The following is an 18349-nucleotide window of genomic DNA, read 5'->3' on the forward strand; positions in this document are numbered from 1 at the left end:
ACCAGACGATGGTCGCGCTGACCGGATCCCGGAAGACAGCCTCCAGCGTACGACGGTGTCGGTGGCTCATGCATAGTACTATTCCGTGGTATCAGGATCAAGGGCCAAAGCTGCCGGCCCGGACGGGCTGAGGAATGGGAATACGCGGCGGAGAAATCCCGCGTCAATGCAGCGTCAGAACACGGCCAACAGCGGCACAGAAGTGGTCAAACGCATCCGAAACGAAACGAAGCGCCCGCCGCTCGACAGGGAGCGGCGGGCGCTTCGACGGATGGTGGATGGCCGTCAGCCGCCGGGGCGGCGGCGGAAGACCATGCCGTTGAGGTTGGCGCTGTCGGCGGGGGTGCGGTCGTCGCGAAAAAAGAACAGCACCGGCTGACCGCTGCCGGGCAGGAGCTCCACCCGCAGCGCATCGGGCCGGGTGAACGGGTCCAGGCGCGCGGACAGGTTGCCCAGCGTGGCCCACAGCTCCCGGTTGTCGCGCAGCCGCACGTCCAGCGTCCCCATCATCTCGTTCTCGTAGGTGCCCGCAAAGAACGGCTTGCGCTCGTCTGGCGTGGGCGGGCGAGCGGCGCGGCGCTCCCAGTCGGCGCGGATGCGCTGGCGCGTCTCCGCGGCGTTGGCCACGAGGCGCTCACGCTCGGCGGCGTAGCGGGCGTTCACGCCGGGGCGGCCCAGCAGCAGGTCGTACGCGCAGGTGGCGATCAGGTCCGGCGCGGGCCCGCCGATGGGCGACGAGTCGTTGATCAGCACCACCACGCCGATCCCGCGGTCCGGCAGAAACGAGACGTGCGCCTGCCATCCCTGGAACCCGCCGAAGTGGTGCACCATCCGCTCGCCCTCGTAGTCCGCCGTCTGCCAGCCCAGGCCGTAGCCGGTGCGGACGTAGCGGTAAAAGGTGTCGGTGTGCATGGCATGCGGGGTGTGCGCGGCCCGGACGACCGCCTGCGGCACCACCTGCCGCCCATCCACCCGTCCCTCGTTCAGCTGCGCCTGCAGCCAGCGCACCAGGTCCCCGGCCGTGGTGACCATTCCGCCGGCGGGGTGCATGGTGTTGTCCTGCTTCTCCATCGTCAGCCGGACCACGCTGTCGGCGCCGGTAAGGTGCGGCGACGCCAGGGGCCAGCCGGCGGCGCGCGCCTCGCTGATGCGTGCGGTGGTGTGCATCATCCCCAGCGGCCGGAAGAGCTCGTCGCGCAGCAGGTCCTGCCACTCGCGCCCGGTGGCGCGCTCCATGGCCAGCGCGGCCACCACGTACCCCAGGTTGTCGTAGCGGTAGGTGCGCGGGATGGGCGTGCTCTGCCCCAGCAGGCGCACGAGCATGGCGTCGTCGTGGTCGCCGCTGAAGGCGGTGCGGAACACGACGGCGTCGTTGCGCAGCCCGCTGGTGTGCGTCAGCAGCGCGCGCAGGGTGATGGAGTCGGCGGAGAGGGGCGCGTTCATCCGCAGCTCGGGAAGGTAGCGGCTGAGCGGCGCGTCCAGGCTGATGACGCCGCGCTGGTCCAGGATGGCCGCCAGCATTCCCGTGAACGACTTGGTGGACGAGGCGATGTAGAAGCCGGTCTCGGGCGTTACCGGCTCGCGCGTGTGGACGTCGCGCACGCCAAAGCCGCGCAGGTACGCCGGTCCGTCGCGCGTGACCACGGCAATGGCGACGCCGGGGATGAACCCGTCGGCCACCAGCCCGCGGACGAACGGATCCAGGCTGTCGGCCAGCACGTCCATCCCGGCGGACGCGGACGGTGCGGGGGCGGGCGAGGCGCTGGGCCGGGGGCCGCAGGCGGCGGTCAGGGCGGCGAGTGCGGCGGCCATGGCGAGTGCTGGATGGATGCGCATGAAGGACTCTCCGGTTGGGTTCGAGGGTCGGGGCGGGCCTGCGCGGGCCCGGTCCGCTTCCCCGAGGTTACACTGCCCGGGTGCGTCTGTATTGAACGGATGAAACCTTCCGTGCGCTCTGTCGATTCCGGCGGTGTGGAGGTGATGCAGGATTCGGGCGGGCGGTAGAGGATCGGCGAACGGCATCACACTGCGCCCGACGCGGCCCCCCTCTCCCGGCCCGTTCATCGTGTGCGTCTGGCAGCGCGGCACTACCCGCGAATGGGGCACAACCGCGAATGCAGGATACGTATGGTGCTAGCACCATACGGCCCCGCCCCGGCTGGCGCCGGGCGAGTGGGAAGGGCTTCGCGCTACGCGCTCAACCCCGACGCACGTACGGCCGCACAGCAGCCGCACACCCGCGCGCACAGCAGGGTTAGCCGGGAGCCCGGAAAGCCGGAAGGCCGGGGGACGGGAAAGCCGGGGAGCCTAAGAGCCGGGGAGCCGGGAACAACGGGCCGGGAGGACCGTACACCATCCGGAAGTACGGCCCCGCAACTTGGGCCGTCATTGATTCGGCAGCCGTTTTAATTGGCAATTGGGTACTTGACAAAACCGGCCAGAGTGGACGTCCGGCCAGATATCCCTGCTCCCGTGGCGGGCGGCTTCCGCATGGGCAACGCGGGAGCGTCAGCGGCCCGCGAGGACCGCGTCCCGGATCCGCGCGTACAGCGCTCGCGCCTCCACGCGCGCCGGCTCGGGCGAAAATCCCGGCTGGTCGGCCAGCAAACCGGCGTTGCGGCCGCCCCACAGCGCACAGAAAGCGACCTGCTGCGCGCCGGCTGCCTGCACGCGCACCGCCAGCGGCCACCGGAGGCCGACTGGGGCGGCCCAGGTGACCACGGTCGTGCCTGGCGCGCGCCTCGCGACGGTGTAGCCCTCGCGGCGGAGCACCGCGGCGGCCGTGTCCAGCGCCTCCCCGGCCGTGCCCCGGATCGCCGTGGTGTCAGCGAAGCGCCAGAAGGTCAGGCTGCCTCTGACCTCCCCGGTGAAGTTGCAGCTGCGCGACGGCGCTACGGGAGCGATCGGGCGCGCGTTGGACGCGCACGCGGTGGCAAGGGCACCGAGGGACGCGGCGAGCAGGATCGAGGCAGTGGCGCGGAAGGTCATCGGATCTGCGCGAGTAGAGGGAGCCGGAAGGTGCACGGCTCTCGCGAGAATACCTGGTACGGCATTTTACGGGAGGTCCGGCACGGGAAGCAAGTGGCCCCGCTGGGACGCCCCGCGTGGGGTTAGCCGGTGGCGGCGATCGGTGGCGTGGCGGCGGCGCGGCGAAGGGCGCCGGGGGTAAGGCCGGTTTCGCGGCGCAGCTCGCGCGTGAGGTGGGCCTGGTCCGCGAAGCCGGCGTCGCAGGCAATGCGCGCCAGCGGCAGTCCGGTGGACGCCACGCGGTCCGCGGCGGCGCGGACGCGCAGGCGGCGGGCGTACTCCGTCACCGGCGCGCCGTACGCGCGGCGAAAGGCGCGGGCCAGGTAGACCGGGTGCACCCCGGCGGACGCAGCCAGGTCCCGCACCGGCGGCGCGACGCCGGCGCAGTCGTGCAGCTGGTCGTGCAGGGTGCGCAGCCAGAGCGGCGGGGACGAGGATGGAGCGTGGGGTGCGCCGTCTTCGCCCAGCGCGTCGATGATCTCCCACAGGCAGTCGGCCAGCAGCCGCGGTGCATCAGCCGATTCCGCGCGGGCGGTGGAGAGCAGGCGCCAGAGCGCGCGCGAGGCGGGGCCGCCCTCCATCCACCGCCACGCCCGCAGCGCCTCGACGCGCCCCTCTGCATCCACCGCCCCGGGGAGCAGGTTGATGCTCAGCATGCGCGTGGTTCCCGGGCCGAACACGTTGCGGTGCACGATGCCGGCGGGCTTCACCAGCACCGCGCCGGCCGTGCCCTGGTGCTCGCGGCCGCCCACGCCTTCCTCCACCGCCCCCCGCAGCACCATGCTGACCTGCGTGCCGGGATGCCAGTGCGGCGCCATCCGTTCCCCGCCCCGGTAGTCGGTGACCACCAGCCGCAGGCCCTCGGAATCGATCTGCATGCGTCCACTTGTCTCGCGCGGTGTCCATTCCGTGGCGGTCATCTGCAACGGGACGTCAAAGCCGTTGCCGAGCACGGGGTTGCACCCTATTGTTTGCGCTTCGTACACCCGTTCGACGACCCGGTCCCCCGCACTCTACGATGCAATCCATCCCGCGTTTCACGGCCGTGGCGGCGCTGTGCCTGGCGGCGCTCGCCCCGCTTTCGCTGCGCGCGCAGGCGCCGCTTCCCTCCATCGCCGAAAAAACGCGGACGATGGAGAAGCGCGACGGCTTTCTTCCCGTCTACTGGGAGGCGTCCACGGGGAGGGTGTGGATGGAGATCCCCCGCACGGGCGAGGAGCTGATCTACGTGGTCTCGCTGCCGGCGGGGCTGGGCTCCAACGACATCGGGCTGGACCGCGGGCAGCTGCAGGGCGAGCGGCTGGTGCGCTTCGACCGCGTGGGGCCGCGAGTGCTGATGGTGCAGCCCAACCAGGGCTACCGCGCCTCCACGCAGAACCCGGCCGAGCGGCGCGCGGTGGAAGAGTCGTTCGCGCAGTCGGTGCTGTGGGGCTTCGAGGTCAAGGCCGAGCAGGACGGCCGGGTGCTGGTGGATGCCACCGACTTCGTGCTCCGCGACGCGCACGGCGTGGTCCCGGCGCTCAAGCGTGCCCGCCAGGGCGACTACCGGCTGGACGCGACGCGCAGCGCCCTGTACCTGCAGAACACCAGGGCCTTTCCGCGCAACACCGAGATCGAGGCGACGCTGACGTTTACGGGCGACAACCCCGGCGGGTACGTGCGCGACGTGGCGCCCACGCCCGAGGCGCTGACGTTGCGGCAGCGGCACTCGTTCGTGGCGCTGCCGCCGCCGGGGTACCAGCCGCGCCGCAGCGACCCGCGGGCGGGCTACTTCGGCATCAACTACTACGACTTCTCCACGCCGGTGGGCGAAGAGATCGTGCAGCGCTTCATCTCGCGGCACCGCTTGGAGAAGCGGGATCCGAACGCGGCGGTCAGCGAGGCGGTGGAGCCCATCGTCTACTACGTGGACGCGGGGGCGCCGGAGCCCATCCGTAGCGCGCTGGTGGAGGGGGCGCGGTGGTGGAACCAGGCGTTCGAGGCGGCGGGGTACCGCGACGCGTTCCGGGTTGAAGTGATGCCCGACAGCGTGGACCCCATGGACGCGCGCTTCAACGTGATCCAGTGGGTGCACCGCTCCACCCGCGGCTGGAGCTACGGATCCACGGTCACCGACCCGCGCACGGGCGAGATCATCAAGGGCCACGTCACGCTGGGCAGCCTGCGCGTGCGGCAGGACTACCTGCTGGCCGAGGGGCTGCTGTCGCCGTACACCACCGGGACCGAGGTGCCGCCGGAGCTGGAGCGGATGGCGCTGGCCCGCATTCGCCAGCTGTCCGCGCACGAGGTGGGGCACACGCTGGGGCTGGCGCACAACTACGTCAGCAGCACGCAGAACCGCGCCTCGGTGATGGACTATCCCCATCCCCTGGTGCGCCTGCGGCCCGACGGCACGCTGGACCTGAGCGAGGCGTACACGGCACAGATCGGGGACTGGGACAAGCTGGCCATCACCTGGGGGTACCAGGACTTTCCCGCGGGGACGGACGAGCGGCCGGCGCTGGAGGCCATGCTGGCCCAGGCGCGGGCGCGTGGCATCACCTTTCTGACGGACCAGGACGCGCGCTCGCCGGGGAGCGTGCACCCGCAGGCGCACCTGTGGGACAACGGGACCGACGCGGCCGAGGAGCTGCGGCGCGTGCTGCGGGTGCGGCGGGTGGCGCTGGACCGCTTCGGCGAGCGGGCCATCCGGGCGGGGCGGCCCCTGGCCACGCTCGAGGAGGTGCTGGTGCCGCTGTACCTGCACCACCGCTACGCCACCGAGGCGGCGGCCAAGGTGCTGGGCGGGCAGGAGTACACCTTTGCCCTGCGCGGCGACGAGCAGGTGCCGCTGCGCACCGTGAGCGGCGACGTGCAGCGGGCGGCGTTCGAGGCGCTGCTGGGGACCATGGACCCGGCGGAGCTGGCCATGCCGCGCACCATCCTGGGATTGATCCCCCCGCGGCCGTTCACCTACGACACGCACCGCGAGATGTTCGGGCGCTACACGGGGATGACGTTCGACGCCGTGTCGCCGGCGGTGTCGGCGGCGGACCTGACGGTGGGGCTGATCCTGAACCCCGAGCGCGCCGCCCGGCTGGTGGAGCAGAACGCCATGGACCGCTCGCTTCCCGGGCTGGAGTGGACGCTGGACCGGCTGATGGCGGCCACCTTTGGGCGCGAGCAGACGGATCCGTACCTGGCCGAGATCGACCGGGGGATCGAGTACGTGGTGGTGCGGCGGCTGATGTCGCTGGCGGCGGATGCGCCCATGCCGCAGGTGCGCGCGCTGGCGCAGGAAAAGCTGATGGGGATTCGCGCGCACTGGACCCGCGACGCCATCCCCGAGAACGCCGAAGGCGCCCACCGCGCGCTGCTGGCGGGCGAGATCGGCCGGTTCCTGGACCGCCCGTACGTCCCCGACCAGCGCGCTCCGCTCCCCGACCTGCCCCCCGGCCAACCCATTGGCGACGAGGCGGAACCCGAATGACCGATGTAGCTGGAGGATACGTCTTGACGACCCCAAGCCCCTTGCTTTCTCCGCTCGGACTAGGCATTATTGTCTTCGGCTTATCTTCGGAACGCGGATAATTTCTTCGGCCTTTGTGGACAGCGGTGTGCAAGGGGCTGTAACTTTGGCAAGTTGCGTCCAGGTGTGACGTGAAAATTGCCCTCTCAGCCGCCTGGCATCATGGAGTCTTTGATCCCGACCGAGTTTGTCCGGGTAATCGTGCGTGGAAATCTAACTTTCGAGGCATACGCCCGAGACAGCTTGGGGAAGACCCTGCATCTCTGCGTAAAACCACAGATTCTCAGCAGGGCAGAGGAAAGCGGGGGCCGCTTGTTAGGCGAATGGCTGGGTTATAAAATCGCCGAATCTATAAACTTGCCCACGCCCCCGTATGGCTTGATAAACTTGACGCGGGAATTTCTAGATTCAACTGGCGGGCAACTTGCGGATGTGCGAGCGGGAACCGCGTTTTGGTGCGAATGGCAGGAAGGGAAATTCGAATTCCCATTCATGCCTTCAAGGTCTGCAATCGCAAACCCGGAATCTGTAGCTGGCGTGACAGTACTCGACACTGTGCAGTTCAACAACGACCGCAGGGAGGACAACTTGCTTGTCTTGCCGGACTTTGACGCGAGTGGCGAGAAGTTCTTGCTGATGTACATCGACAACGGATGGCTTGCATGGGGGCAGTTCAGGCAAAGCGGAACTCTGCCTGCTGCAATGCTCCCTCAGAGCTATGCAATGCGGTCGATCGTACAAAACGAGTTGGAGTTCGGGTCGTATTTTGTCATGGTAGAGGGACTCGATCGTGAAGTGTTGGCTAAGCATCTTGAGTTGGCCCCACTTCAGGAGTGGGCTGATCCAGCGATTCCGCCGAGTGAAGTACCAGAGGAGGCAGTTTGGCGCGGATCACAGACGCGCACCGTTGTAACCCGAGTAATGGATCGTTTCCCGAGTATCGATCTCAACTGCTGAGATCTGAAATGACTAGAGAAAGGTATATCAACTATGCGATTATCAAGTGCGCTGACGATCAGCGTGATGAAGCGCTGAACGTTGGGTTAATCGTATACGACCCCAGCACGGAAGATGTCGCGCTACGGATCACTAATGACTTTAGGCGTGTTGAATCGACCCTCCCCAATGTACCGGTACGGCATGCGCAACTTCTGTTGGAAAACGCGTACGAGAGTGTCCGAGAAGCAATCCGAGAGAGTGGTGTTGACGCATTGACGCGAGCTCATCAAGAGTGGACGAGCGTCCTCCGATTTTCTCGCGTTCGTAGCATCTTGGCCGTGGATGCTGGTGTGGCAGCCGACAATCTTTTCTCGCGATACGTGGAGTTACATCTCCATTCAGTATCAGATACCGCGGCACCCCGTCGGCGCCGCGGCAGTCGAGTGGTACGGTCCGTTCGCACGCGTCTTCAACGACTTGGATATGAACCGGTGCGGGATTTTACGGAGAACGCACAGATCGAAGGAAAAACGCGCTCAGATCTTAGTGTTCCCGTCTGGTATCCTTTGCGGTTGAAGGACGTGATTCTTGTAGATGCAATGGAAACACATGATTCAAATGAACGAAAGACGTTGGACGATGCACGTCTGATCGCTCAAAAAATTGAGCAAACTCTTAGGGCTACGGCCTCATCGGCGATTTCTGTTATCGTCAGATCAAGAGAAGGGAATGAGTTAGGAAAGATGGCCCGCGAGATAATCAGCAGTGAAGGAGCATTCAATGGGACGCAACCCAAAGTCTACACATATTCTGCCGCAGGGGAACTCGACACGATCGCGCGCGAACTTCAGATTCTTCAGACGACCGCCTTCTAAGCAGAGCGAATCGCCGTGACCGAGAAACCCGGCTCCAGCACCGCTGGAGCCGTTTTCTGTTCGTGGCCGCCACCCTCCTTTTCGCATCGGGCCGCCGGATGCATCTTCCGGCCGGGTTCGCACAGGATACGCACTCCCGTTCACGCAAAGCAGGGCACGCGCGACACGTTGGGCCATCGTCCATCCACATCCAGGAGATTACATCCCATGAACGCAAGCGGCCGAGTCGTCCTGATCACGGGTGCCTCCTCGGGGCTTGGCGAGGCGTGCGCGCGGCACTTGGCGGAGCAGGGCTTTCGGGTGTTCGGCACCAGCCGGCGCCAAGCCGCGGCTCCGCACGGGGGCGTGGAGATGGTGGTGATGGACGTGGACAGCGACGCCTCGGTGGATGCGGCGGTGGCGGCGGTGCTGCAGCGGGCGGGGCGCATCGACGCGGTGGTGAACAACGCCGGCTGGGCGCTGGCCGGCGCGGTGGAGGACACGACGGCGGACGAGGCCCGGGCGCAGATCGAGACCAACCTGCTGGGCGTGTGGCGGGTGTGCCGCGCCGTGCTCCCCGCCATGCGCGCCGCGGGGCGCGGGCACATCGTGAACATCGGCTCCATCGGCGGGCGCATCGGGCTGCCGTTTCAGGCGGCGTACAGCGCCAGCAAGTTCGCGGTGGCGGGGTTCACCGAGGCGCTGAGCGGCGAGGTGCGCCCGTTCGGCATCCGGGCGGTGCTGGTGGAGCCGGGGAACTACCGCACCGGCATCACCGCCACGCGCCGGGTGGCCGCGGGCGCGGGGGACGGCTCGCCGTACGCGGGGACGTTCGGCAAGGCGCTGGAGATCGTGGCGCGCGACGAGCAGCGCGGCGCGCCGCCCGAGGAGGTCGCGCGCCTGGTGCACCGCATCCTGCGGACGCCCTCGCCCCGGATGCGCTACATGGTGGGGCCCGCAAGCGAGCGGCTGGCGACGGTGCTGGGACGGACGCTGCTCTCCGGCCGCGCCTTCGAGCGCGTGGTGATGCGCCTGTACGGCATCGGGTGAATCGCCCTGGCGCGGCCTCCTTCGCGCACGAATCGTCGTCAGCCGGAGAGGCCCGCGGGCCGCGCGGCGGCGTGCCGGGGGACGCGATGCCGGTCCACCCACCAGCTCCAAGGGACGAACAGCCACAAGCCCAGTGCCCCGAACGCCAGCTCCCGCTCGCCGGACGGCGGGGGCGCAAGGAACCCGCTGACGAAAAAGAAGACGAGCACCGCGGCCATGGCGTACAGCCCCCAGCTCCCGATGCGGTCGCGGGCCCGGGTGCCGCGCAGGTACAGCGCCAGCCCCGCCGCGAACACGCCGCCGTCCAGCAGGATGGTGAGTGGTACCGAGTTCCATGCGCCGCCGCCCACCAGCACCGGCGAGCCCGGCCACAGCGGAAGGTCGGGCCGGTGCATGGGCGCATCCAGCAGCCAGTGGCTCACCACCAGCGCGCCGAGAACCGCGGCGCCGCGCCCGTCGCGCCGCAGGGCGTAGTAGATGCCGGCCAGGAGCAGGCCCCATCCTGCGGCCGTCAGCAGGCTGTGCGAGACGGGATACGAGACGAAATCCAGCGGGCTCGCCGCCATCAGCCCCGGTACGATGCGCACGTGCTCCACGCCCGTCAGCAGAAGGATTGGCCAGAGCTGATCGAGGAACTGCGCGGCGAAGGTGAGCGCACCGAGCGAGGTTCGCGGAGCGGTGCGGCGGGCGGCGAACGCGGCGCCGTAGTGACCCAGGAGCATCAGTCTCGTGGATGTGTGGACGGGGAAGATCGAGCGCGCCAATCTAGCCAGCGCCCGGCCACTGGCGATGCAGGGAATCGCCCGATACCGCGCCGGGATTCCTCCGCCGTCAGGCCAGGGCCGCGCGCGCGCCCGACCGCGCGCGCCGCACCCACAGGAACAGCGGGACCAGCAGCAGCGCGGCGATGACCGCGGCGGTGCCCAGGATCTGCCCCTCCGTGGCCGTGCGGCCCAGGGTGGTGGCCGCGGCGCGCAGCACGCCCGAGACGCCCAGCACCAGCGTAACGGCGACCACGGCGGTGGTGGCCGCGTTGGCCACCGGGCCGTTGATCCCCGCGTCGCCCATCAACCCCCGGTCGTTGACGATCACCAGCAGGAACACCGCGGCGAACGGAAGGAGCACGCCGTTGAGCGCCTGCGCCAGGATGATGGCGGGGATGGGCCGGATCCCCGCCAGGCCGAACCCCACGCCGACCGCCAGCACCCCCATCCACACGGCGCGGTAGCGCCATCCGCGCGGCTCCCACCGGTCCGTGTCCTGGCCAAACAGGCCGCGCGCGGTGACGGACGCGGCCAGGGGTGCCGTGATCGCCGACGAGAAGCCGGCGGCGAACAGGCCCCACGCGAACAGCGGCCCGCCCCACCCCCCCAGCCGCGTGGAGAGCGTGGCCGACACCGCCTCGTAGCTGAACGTGCCCTCCACGTCCGCGCCGGCCACCAGGATTCCCATCGAGATCAATCCCCCCAGCACCACCGCCACCGTAAGGCCGAAGCGAATGTCGCGCAGGTTCTGCCCGCGCGCGATCCCCGAGCCCAGGAACAGGTTGTAGGGCACCACCGTGGTGCCCACCAGCCCCAGCAGCAGCAGCCCGGACCCCGCGGGGACGGCCGGCACCAGGCTGCCGCGCAGCACCTCGCCCACGGGCGGCCGCAGCAGGAACGCGGTGGCCAGGAAGGCGATGCCCATGAACGCCACCGTCGCCGCCAGCACCGTGGTCACCACGCGCGGCGTGCCCACCCACAGCACCGCCGCCGACACCACGCCGATGAGCAGCGTGGCCACGCGCGCGTCCACGGGCGAGCCCAGGGCCGCGCCGGCGGAGGCGCCCAGCACGTTGCCCGCCTCGTACGCGGCGTTGCCCAGCACCACCGCGCCCAGCACCAGCAGCAGCACCAGCAGCCCCGTGGCGCCGCCGCGAAAGCGGTCGCGGATGGCCTCGGCCAGGTTGCGGCCCGAAACCACCGTCACCCGCGCGCTGGCCTCCTGCAGCACCACCGTGGCGATGGTGGAAAAGGTGAGCGCCCACAGCAGCGCGTAGCCGAACCCCGCACCCGCGGAGGCGCACGTGGTCACCGTCCCCGGCCCGATGAACGCGGCCGGGATCACGGACCAGAACAGGATCTGCAGGAAGCGCTTCATGCGGCGGGACGCTGGGGAGGACGTACGGCGGGATGTGGCGACATGATATGCATGCGGCGGGGCACGCCGCCAGCATCTGCTCCGCCCGGCCGGGAACGGATGAGCGGATCCCTCCCGCGGATGTAAACGTCCGGCGTCCGGCACGCATCGCACTCTTCACGGCGCGGCAACCGCCCGCACCTCATCCACCCATCCCGGAGAACGCCCGCATGCATGACCACGCCACGCTCGCCCGCCTGGAGCGCGAAGTCAGTTTTCTGCGCCGCTACGCCGCCGTGTCGCTGCTGGGCTTTCTGCTGCTGGGCGGCACCGCGTTCCAGTCGGCGCAGCGGCAGCGGTTCCAGGAGATCGACGTGGAGCGCATCAACGTGGTAGAGCCGGACGGGCGGCTGGCGCTGGTGATCGCCAACCAGCACCGGCTGCCGGGGGTGTGGATGGACGGCCGGGAGCACGGGGAGCGCGAGGGCTACAACGGCATCATCTTCTTCAACGGCGAAGGCGACGAGTCCGGCGGGCTGATGCACTGGAGCGAGCGCACGCCCGACGGGGTGAGCGCCGGCGGGCACCTGTCGATGGACCGGTTCGAAAGCGACCAGGTGGTGGCGCTCAACTACATGGAGCGCCCGGGCTACTACGGCGCGGGGCTGCGCATCTCCGACTTTCCCATCGGGACCACCAAGGAGTGGCTCGCCGCGCAGGACTCCATCGAGCGGCTTCCCGAGGCGGAGCGCGACGCGGCGCGGCGGGCGCTCCGCGTGCGGTTTCAGCGCGAGGGAAAGTGGGAGATCAACCGCGTGTTCGTGGGGCAGGAGCAGGGCGTCGCGGGGATGCGGATCCACGACCATGCCGGCCGCACGCGCATCCGAATGGCCGTGGACTCGCTGGACGTGCCGCGACTGGAGTTCCTGGACGCGCAGGGCAACGTGGTGCAGACGCTGCCGGAGACGCGGTAAGCCGGACCGGCGGATAAAACGCGGGCCCCCACCAGCCGCGGTGGGGGCCCGCATCAACCTCGGGGATTCTGCCGGATTCAGAGGCTGAGCGTCCGGGGACGGGTAGACCCACCAACCGCCGATCGCCGAGGCATGAAAATCGGCCCGCTCCAGTGCCGGGAGAGGGCCAATGCTTACTTCATCTTTGCTGGGGGAAGGTGCTTGCGAGCCCAATCCTGCAGATCCTTCACCTGGCCTTCGCTGAGTTTGGGCACGGGTGGGATCGGCGGCTTTGATCCCCCTCTGGGCGTCGAGGTCGAGCGTCCCGGGCCTGACGGGTTTCCGGCATGATCGTCCATGAGCATCCCAGGTCTCGAGGTTCATTCAATGATAGCCGGATTCAACTCCTGCCGGTAATAATGCTTCCGCTCCACCCACTTGAAGCCCTGATGCGTTGTGATCGCGGCGATGTCGATGGGCGGGCCACGGCGGGCGCCCCCTGCTTGAAGCGCACGTATCCAACAGTCACATCGGCCAGGTACTTCACCAGATCGATCGCGGGAGATCCGCGGAACACTTTGGCCTGCAACCAGCTACAGATACGGGCAGGCGCGTGGTGGCTGGAGATATCCCGTTGACAGAGACGTTCCAGTTCGAATAGCATTCAACCCGAAGGTGTTCAACCATTGAACGCCTTTGGCGAGCCCGGTCTGAGGAGAATCCGATGCAGAAGACCAAGCGGGAGCCGACGAAGCCGGTCCTGAAGCAGTCGTGGCAGACCCGCTTTGCCGCAGCGCTTCGACGCATCAGGCACGGTGACTGGCACTGGTTCGACCATCCCGAGATGCAGGCACGCATCCAAAAGGCGGAGGCGGACCGCCGCGAGGGACGAGTCGAGAAGTTCGATTCTCGCGAGGCGGCACTCGCTCACCTCGACAGTCTCGCCTGAACACCGGTGCGTCAGCCTGCACCGGCGTTCCAGACGCTCGAAATCACCCAGCAGTACAAAGGGGCCGTCGCGAAGCTGCAGGATGGCACGCGACGGCAAGTCAGTGCACGCGCCAGGCTACTATTCGACAATCCGGCTCACCCCAGCCTGAAGGCGCACTCCATCAAGCCGGACAAGCATTACTGGGAAGCCTACGTGAACAGGGGAGACCGGATCATCTACATTCCCGAAGGATCACATCTCGTCCTGGTGGATGTCGTTTCGCACGACGACATCAGCAGGTACAGCAAACGCCCGGCGCAGAGGTAAGCTGGAGGGTGATCCTGTGGTGTAATCCTGAAGGCATAACCCGGCGCTCCCCACCCGCCGCCTCCCGGCGTCTCCAGCAGCAGCCGGTCGCCGGCCTCCACCTCCGTTCCATCCACCGAGCCCAGCTCGACGACCTCGCCGGTCGCGCGGATGAGGCGCTGGCGGCCGGGGGCGCCGGGGGCTCCGCCAGCCGCGCCGTAGGGGCCCTCGGCGCGGTGCTGGGTGAGCACGGAGAGCGACATGGGCGCCAGGAAGGTGAGCTCGCGCACCGCGCCGTCGCCGCCGCGGTGCGCGCCGGCGCCGCCACTGCCCGCGCGAATGCCGAAGCGCTCCACGCGCACGGGGTAGCGGTGCTCCACCACCTCGGGGTCGGTGATGCGCGTGTTGGTCATGTGGCTGTGCACCGCGCTCGCGCCGTCCCACGCCGGCCCCGCGCCGGTACCGCCGCACACCGTCTCGTAGTAGCCAAAGCGGTCCGATCCCCACAGCACGTTGTTCATGGTCCCCTGACTGCAGGCGGCCAGGCCCAGCGCCTTGAGCAGCGTATCCGTAAGCCGCTGGCTCACTTCGGTGTTGCCGCCCACGACCGCGGGATCGAGAGACGGATCGGTCCCGAAGGGCGGATTCAGCAGGCCGGGGGGGACGATGAGCTCCACCGCGCGCAGCAGCCCCTCGTTCAGCGGCAACGGCTCGCGCACCAGCAGGCGCAGCACGTACAGCACCACGCTGCGCACGATGGCCGGCGTGGCGTTCAGGTTTCCGGCGTGCACCCCCGCCGATCCCCCGAAGTCGATCGTCGCGCGGTCGCCTTCCACGGTGATGCGGACACACAGCGGCGCGCCGTCGTCCAGCCGCTCCTCGGCCGTGTACGCGCCGTCGGGAATGCGGCGCAGGGCGTCGCGTATCCCCGCTTCCGCGCGCTGCTTGAGCGCGTCCATGTAGTCCGCGACGGCGCGGCACCCGTGCTCGCGGGCCAGCGCGCGCAGCAGCTCCGCGCCGCGGTGGTTGGCGGCCACGGCGGCGGCCAGGTCCGCCAGGTTGTCGTCGATGGATCGCGAGGGATGCGACCCGCCGGCCAGCACGTCGCGCATGGCATCCCAGCGCGCCTCGCCGCCGCGCACCAGGTGCATGGGGGCGATGACGACGCCTTCCTCCGCCAGCGTGCGCGCGGCGGGCGGCATGGATCCGGGCCGCGTGCCGCCGATCTCCGCGTGGTGCGCGCGGCTGGCGACGTAGCCCAGCAGCACCGCCCCGTCGTCGTGCACGGGGGTGATGACGGTGACGTCGGGCAGGTGCGATCCGCCGAAGCCGGGGTGGTTGGTGACGATGACGTCGCCGGGGCGCATCTGCACGGCGTCGCGGACGGCGCGGACGCACAGGCCCATGGCGCCCAGGTGCACGGGGATGTGCGGCGCGTTCACCACCAGCTCCCCCGCCGCGTTCAGCAGCGCGCAGGAGAAGTCCAGCCGCTCCTTGACGTTCGTGGACAGCGCGGTGCGCCGCAGCATCTCGCCCATTTCGCCGACCAGCGCGCGGAAGCGGGAGACGAAGAGCTCCAGGCGGATGGCTTGGGGAACGGCGGGCCCTCTCCCCCGACCGTCCTTTCGCTCGTTCCTCGCGACGGCGGTCGACCCCTCCCCCAAACTGCGGGGGAGGGGTGTTTCGTCAATCAGGATCAAGTTTGACGCTCCGTCGACGCTTGCACTCCACCCCGCGGCGACGTACGTGGCGCTGTGGCGCTCGGCGATCAGCGCGGGGCCGGCGAGGCGGGCGCCGGGGACCAGTCGGTCTCGCTCGTAGACGGGTACCTGCACCCACGCGCCGCCGATCCACGTCTCGCGCGTGGCGGCGGGGGCGGCGTCGTGGGGTTCCGGGGCCGGCGGCGGCGGATCGTCCGCCATGGTGGTGGAGGCGATGGCGCGGAGGGACTCCACCTCGATGGGGCGCGATGCGGGGCGGTGGCCGTAGACGGCGGCGTATCGCGCCTCGAACGCGTCGCGCAGCGGGACCGATCGGTTCCATTCGATCGTCAGCGTGGAGTCCTGGCCCACGTAGCGCAGGTTCGCGATCCGCCGGCGGACGGCGATCTCGTCGCGCGGCACGCCCTCGCGCGCGACGGCGTCGGCGGCTTCGGCGCTGAGCGCATCGAACACCGACGCGATTTCATCCTGCACCTCGTCCAGGCGGCGCAGGACCTGGCGTTCGGCAAAGCGCTCCAGCGGCGCGTGGCCAATGCCCATGGCGCTCAGCAGCCCCGCGTCCGTCGGCACGATGACGGTGCCGATGCCCAGGCGCGACGCCACGCCGCACGCGTGCTGCGCCCCCGCCCCGCCAAACGCCACCAGCGCGTACTCCGACGGATCGTACCCGCGCCGCAGGCTAATGCCCCGGATGGCGTCCGCCATCCGCTCGTCCGCGATGTCGATCAACCCCGCCAGCAGCGCCTGCCGCTCCACCGCTTCGCCCGACGCGCGGACCCGGGCGGCCAGGGCGTCTGCGGCCGCGGCGGCAGGGGCGGGATCGACGGGGATGGCGAAGCGCGCCGGGTCCAATCGGCCCAGCAGAAGGTTGCAGTCGGTGACCGTCAGCGGGCCGCCGGCCCCGTAGCAGGCGGGGCCGGGGGATGCGCCCGCGCTCTCCGGCCCCACGCGCACCCCCTGCGCATCGAAGGCGCAGATGGAGCCGCCGCCCGCCGCCACGCTCTCGATCGCCAGCGCGGGCGCAACGATGCGGGCGCCGCCCACCTCGTGCTCCCACACGTACTCGAAGTCGCCGTCCACGCGCGCCACGTCGGTGCTGGTGCCGCCCATGTCGAAGGCGATCACCCGCGCGTGACCGGCGCGCCGCCCGGCCAGCGCCGCGCCCACCACGCCGCCCGCGGGGCCGCTGAGCAGCGAGTCCTTGGCGCGGAAGTCCTCCGGCCGCACCAGGCCGCCGGCGCTGGTCATCACGTGCAGCCGCCCGCCGCCCAGCGCGCGCCGCACGCCGTCCAGGTATCCGCCGATCACCGGCCCCAGGTACGCATCCACCACCGCCGTCTCCGCCCGCGCCAGCAGCCCGATGAACGGCGCCAGCTCCGACGAGAGCGACACGTGCTGGAACCCCGCCGCGCGCAGCACCTCCGCCAGCGCCCGCTCGTGCGCGGGGTCGCGAAAGGCGTGCGCCAGCGCGACGGCCGCGGAGCAGATGCCTGCGGATGCAACGCGCTCCGCCGCCGCCCGCGCGGCCTCCATGTCCAGCGGCAGCAGCACCGCGCCGTCCGCCGCGCGCCGCTCGTCGATCTCAATCGACTCCGCGTAGAGCGGCTCCGGCCGGCGCACGTCCAGCGCGAACAGGTCCGGCCGCTGCTGCGTGCCAATCCGCAGCAGGTCGCCAAACCCGCGGGTGATGAACAGCGCCGTGGGCGCGCCGCGCCGCTCCAGCAGCGCGTTGGTGCCGCGCGTGGTGGCCAGGCGCATGGCCAGCGGCGGCAGCGGGGCGCCGTACGCGGTGCCCGTCACCAGCCGCGCCGCCAGCACTGGCGCCTCTTCCGGCGAGCGCACCTCCACCGCCGCGCCGGGCCGCAGCCCCTCCATCCCGCGCTCCAGCCGCATCCGCCCGCTCGCCGCGTCGTACGACGCGATCCGCACCGGCGGCGCATTGCCCGAGAGCGCGCGCAGCTCCAGCCCGTCCACCACGCCCGCCGCCGCGCCCCAGTCCTCGCTGATGCGCAGCGTGTCGGCGGATTCGATCTCCGCGACCACGGCGCGCAGAGCGCTGCTGCTGAGCACCTTGGCCCGCCGCACCGCGCCTGACGGGTCCAGCGCCAGGCAGTCGGTGAACGTGCCGCCCGTGTCGATCCAGATGTGCCAGGGCAAGGAAGTGCGGGAGTGCGTCAGTGCGTGAGTGCGGAAGTGAGAGCGCGGACAGAATAGCGGATGGACGACGTGATTGCAGGAGGCGCGGCCTCCCGGCGGATGAGAGAATCGCGGATGAGAGAATCAGGGTCCGGGGGGAGTCGGGTGGTTCATGGAATCGGAGTGGTTGATGGAAAGGTCGGACGATTGAGGAAGGAGCGATGGGTGCGGAAGAGCCGATGGAGCGGAAGATACCAGGGGGAGCGGAAGGATCGGTGGGAGCGGAAGAATCGGTGGGTGCGGAAGAGGCGATGGGAGCGGAAGATGCCAGTGGGAGCGGAAAGATCGGCGGGCGTCCGCACCAGGAGCGAATGAATTCGCCGCTGGAAGGACGCAAAGTCCGCCTCCGCGGACTGTAGCCGCAGCCTCGTCGTGCTCTTGGCCGGCCACGCGCGGGCCGAGGCGAGGTCCTTCGGTCGCGCGCCGGGTGTGGAGTGCAGGAAGGTTCTGCGCGGCGCTCCCTCAGGAAGTCAGGCGGCTGGATGTTGGCCTGTCTGGCTGCGGACGCGCAGGTGCGTGGGACGCCGCACACCGCCGGGCCGCCGAGTCCGCGAAGGCGGACTTTGCGAATTTCCCGCGGCGAATTCATTCGCTCCCGCGGGCGGACGGCACGTCATCCATCGACTCGAATCATCACCTTTGCACTCCCGCACTCCCGCACTCCCGCACTCCCGCACTCCCGCACTCCCGCACTCCCGCACTCCCGCACTCCCGCACTCCCGCACTCCCGCACTCCCGCACTC

At 69.7% G+C, this 18349-nt stretch carries 12 protein-coding genes and 1 pseudogene; 7 read left to right on the top strand and 6 right to left on the bottom strand.

What is annotated here, in order from left to right; genetic code table 11:
- Positions 1 to 285: 285 nt before the first annotated feature.
- The 3 genes from VGC13_RS16515 to VGC13_RS16525 form a co-directional block, all read right to left on the bottom strand.
- Entirely contained in the window at positions 286 to 1836 is a 1551-nt protein-coding gene (locus VGC13_RS16515; protein ID WP_331126377.1) for a serine hydrolase domain-containing protein, read from the bottom strand.
- Positions 1837 to 2508: 672 nt separating this feature from the next.
- On the bottom strand, positions 2509 to 2988 hold the full coding sequence (locus VGC13_RS16520; RefSeq protein ID WP_331126378.1) for a hypothetical protein: 480 nt from the start codon (positions 2986 to 2988) through the stop codon (positions 2509 to 2511).
- A 122-nt stretch (positions 2989 to 3110) separates the two neighbouring features.
- Entirely contained in the window at positions 3111 to 3905 is a 795-nt protein-coding gene (locus tag VGC13_RS16525; protein WP_331126379.1) for an AraC family transcriptional regulator, read from the bottom strand.
- Positions 3906 to 4045: 140 nt separating this feature from the next.
- Here VGC13_RS16525 and VGC13_RS16530 point away from each other — a divergent pair, with 140 nt between their 5' ends.
- The 5 genes and pseudogenes from VGC13_RS16530 (at position 4046) to VGC13_RS16545 (ending at position 9378) form a co-directional block, all read left to right on the top strand.
- Positions 4046 to 6496, top strand: a complete 2451-nt coding sequence (locus VGC13_RS16530) for a zinc-dependent metalloprotease (RefSeq protein WP_331126380.1) — start codon at positions 4046 to 4048, stop codon at positions 6494 to 6496.
- 201 nt (positions 6497 to 6697) lie between these two features.
- Entirely contained in the window at positions 6698 to 7492 is a 795-nt protein-coding gene (locus VGC13_RS16535; RefSeq protein ID WP_331126381.1) for a hypothetical protein, read from the top strand.
- An 8-nt stretch (positions 7493 to 7500) separates the two neighbouring features.
- A pseudogene (locus tag VGC13_RS33665) lies at positions 7501 to 7845 on the top strand (DUF3037 domain-containing protein); the annotation flags it as partial.
- Positions 7846 to 7965: 120 nt separating this feature from the next.
- A complete protein-coding gene (locus VGC13_RS16540) occupies positions 7966 to 8349 on the top strand; it encodes a hypothetical protein (protein WP_331126382.1) in 384 nt (127 codons plus the stop codon).
- Positions 8350 to 8556: 207 nt separating this feature from the next.
- The gene (locus VGC13_RS16545; RefSeq protein WP_331126383.1) at positions 8557 to 9378 is read left to right on the top strand and encodes an SDR family oxidoreductase; all 822 of its coding nucleotides are present in this window, start codon (positions 8557 to 8559) and stop codon (positions 9376 to 9378) included.
- Between the two features lie 38 nt (positions 9379 to 9416).
- On the opposite strand, the gene VGC13_RS16550 is transcribed toward VGC13_RS16545, so the two are convergent.
- The gene (locus VGC13_RS16550) at positions 9417 to 10100 is read right to left on the bottom strand and encodes a metal-dependent hydrolase (protein WP_331126384.1); all 684 of its coding nucleotides are present in this window, start codon (positions 10098 to 10100) and stop codon (positions 9417 to 9419) included.
- 109 nt (positions 10101 to 10209) lie between these two features.
- Positions 10210 to 11520 carry a divalent metal cation transporter gene (locus VGC13_RS16555; protein WP_331126385.1) on the bottom strand — a complete coding sequence of 437 codons (1311 nt, stop codon included), beginning with the start codon at positions 11518 to 11520 and terminating at the stop codon, positions 10210 to 10212.
- 209 nt (positions 11521 to 11729) lie between these two features.
- Between VGC13_RS16555 and VGC13_RS16560 the strand changes: the two genes are divergently transcribed.
- Complete coding sequence (locus VGC13_RS16560; protein ID WP_331126386.1) at positions 11730 to 12473, top strand: hypothetical protein; 744 nt, start codon at positions 11730 to 11732, stop codon at positions 12471 to 12473.
- A gap of 703 nt (positions 12474 to 13176) precedes the next feature.
- Entirely contained in the window at positions 13177 to 13401 is a 225-nt protein-coding gene (locus VGC13_RS16565; protein WP_331126387.1) for a hypothetical protein, read from the top strand.
- Positions 13402 to 13619: 218 nt separating this feature from the next.
- Here the strand turns inward: VGC13_RS16565 and VGC13_RS16570 are convergent, their stop codons facing one another.
- Positions 13620 to 17567, bottom strand: a complete 3948-nt coding sequence (locus VGC13_RS16570) for a hydantoinase B/oxoprolinase family protein (RefSeq protein ID WP_331126388.1) — start codon at positions 17565 to 17567, stop codon at positions 13620 to 13622.
- Positions 17568 to 18349: the final 782 nt, after the last annotated feature.

The sequence above is a fragment of the Longimicrobium sp. genome, assembly GCF_036399255.1.
GTDB lineage: Bacteria > Gemmatimonadota > Gemmatimonadetes > Longimicrobiales > Longimicrobiaceae > Longimicrobium.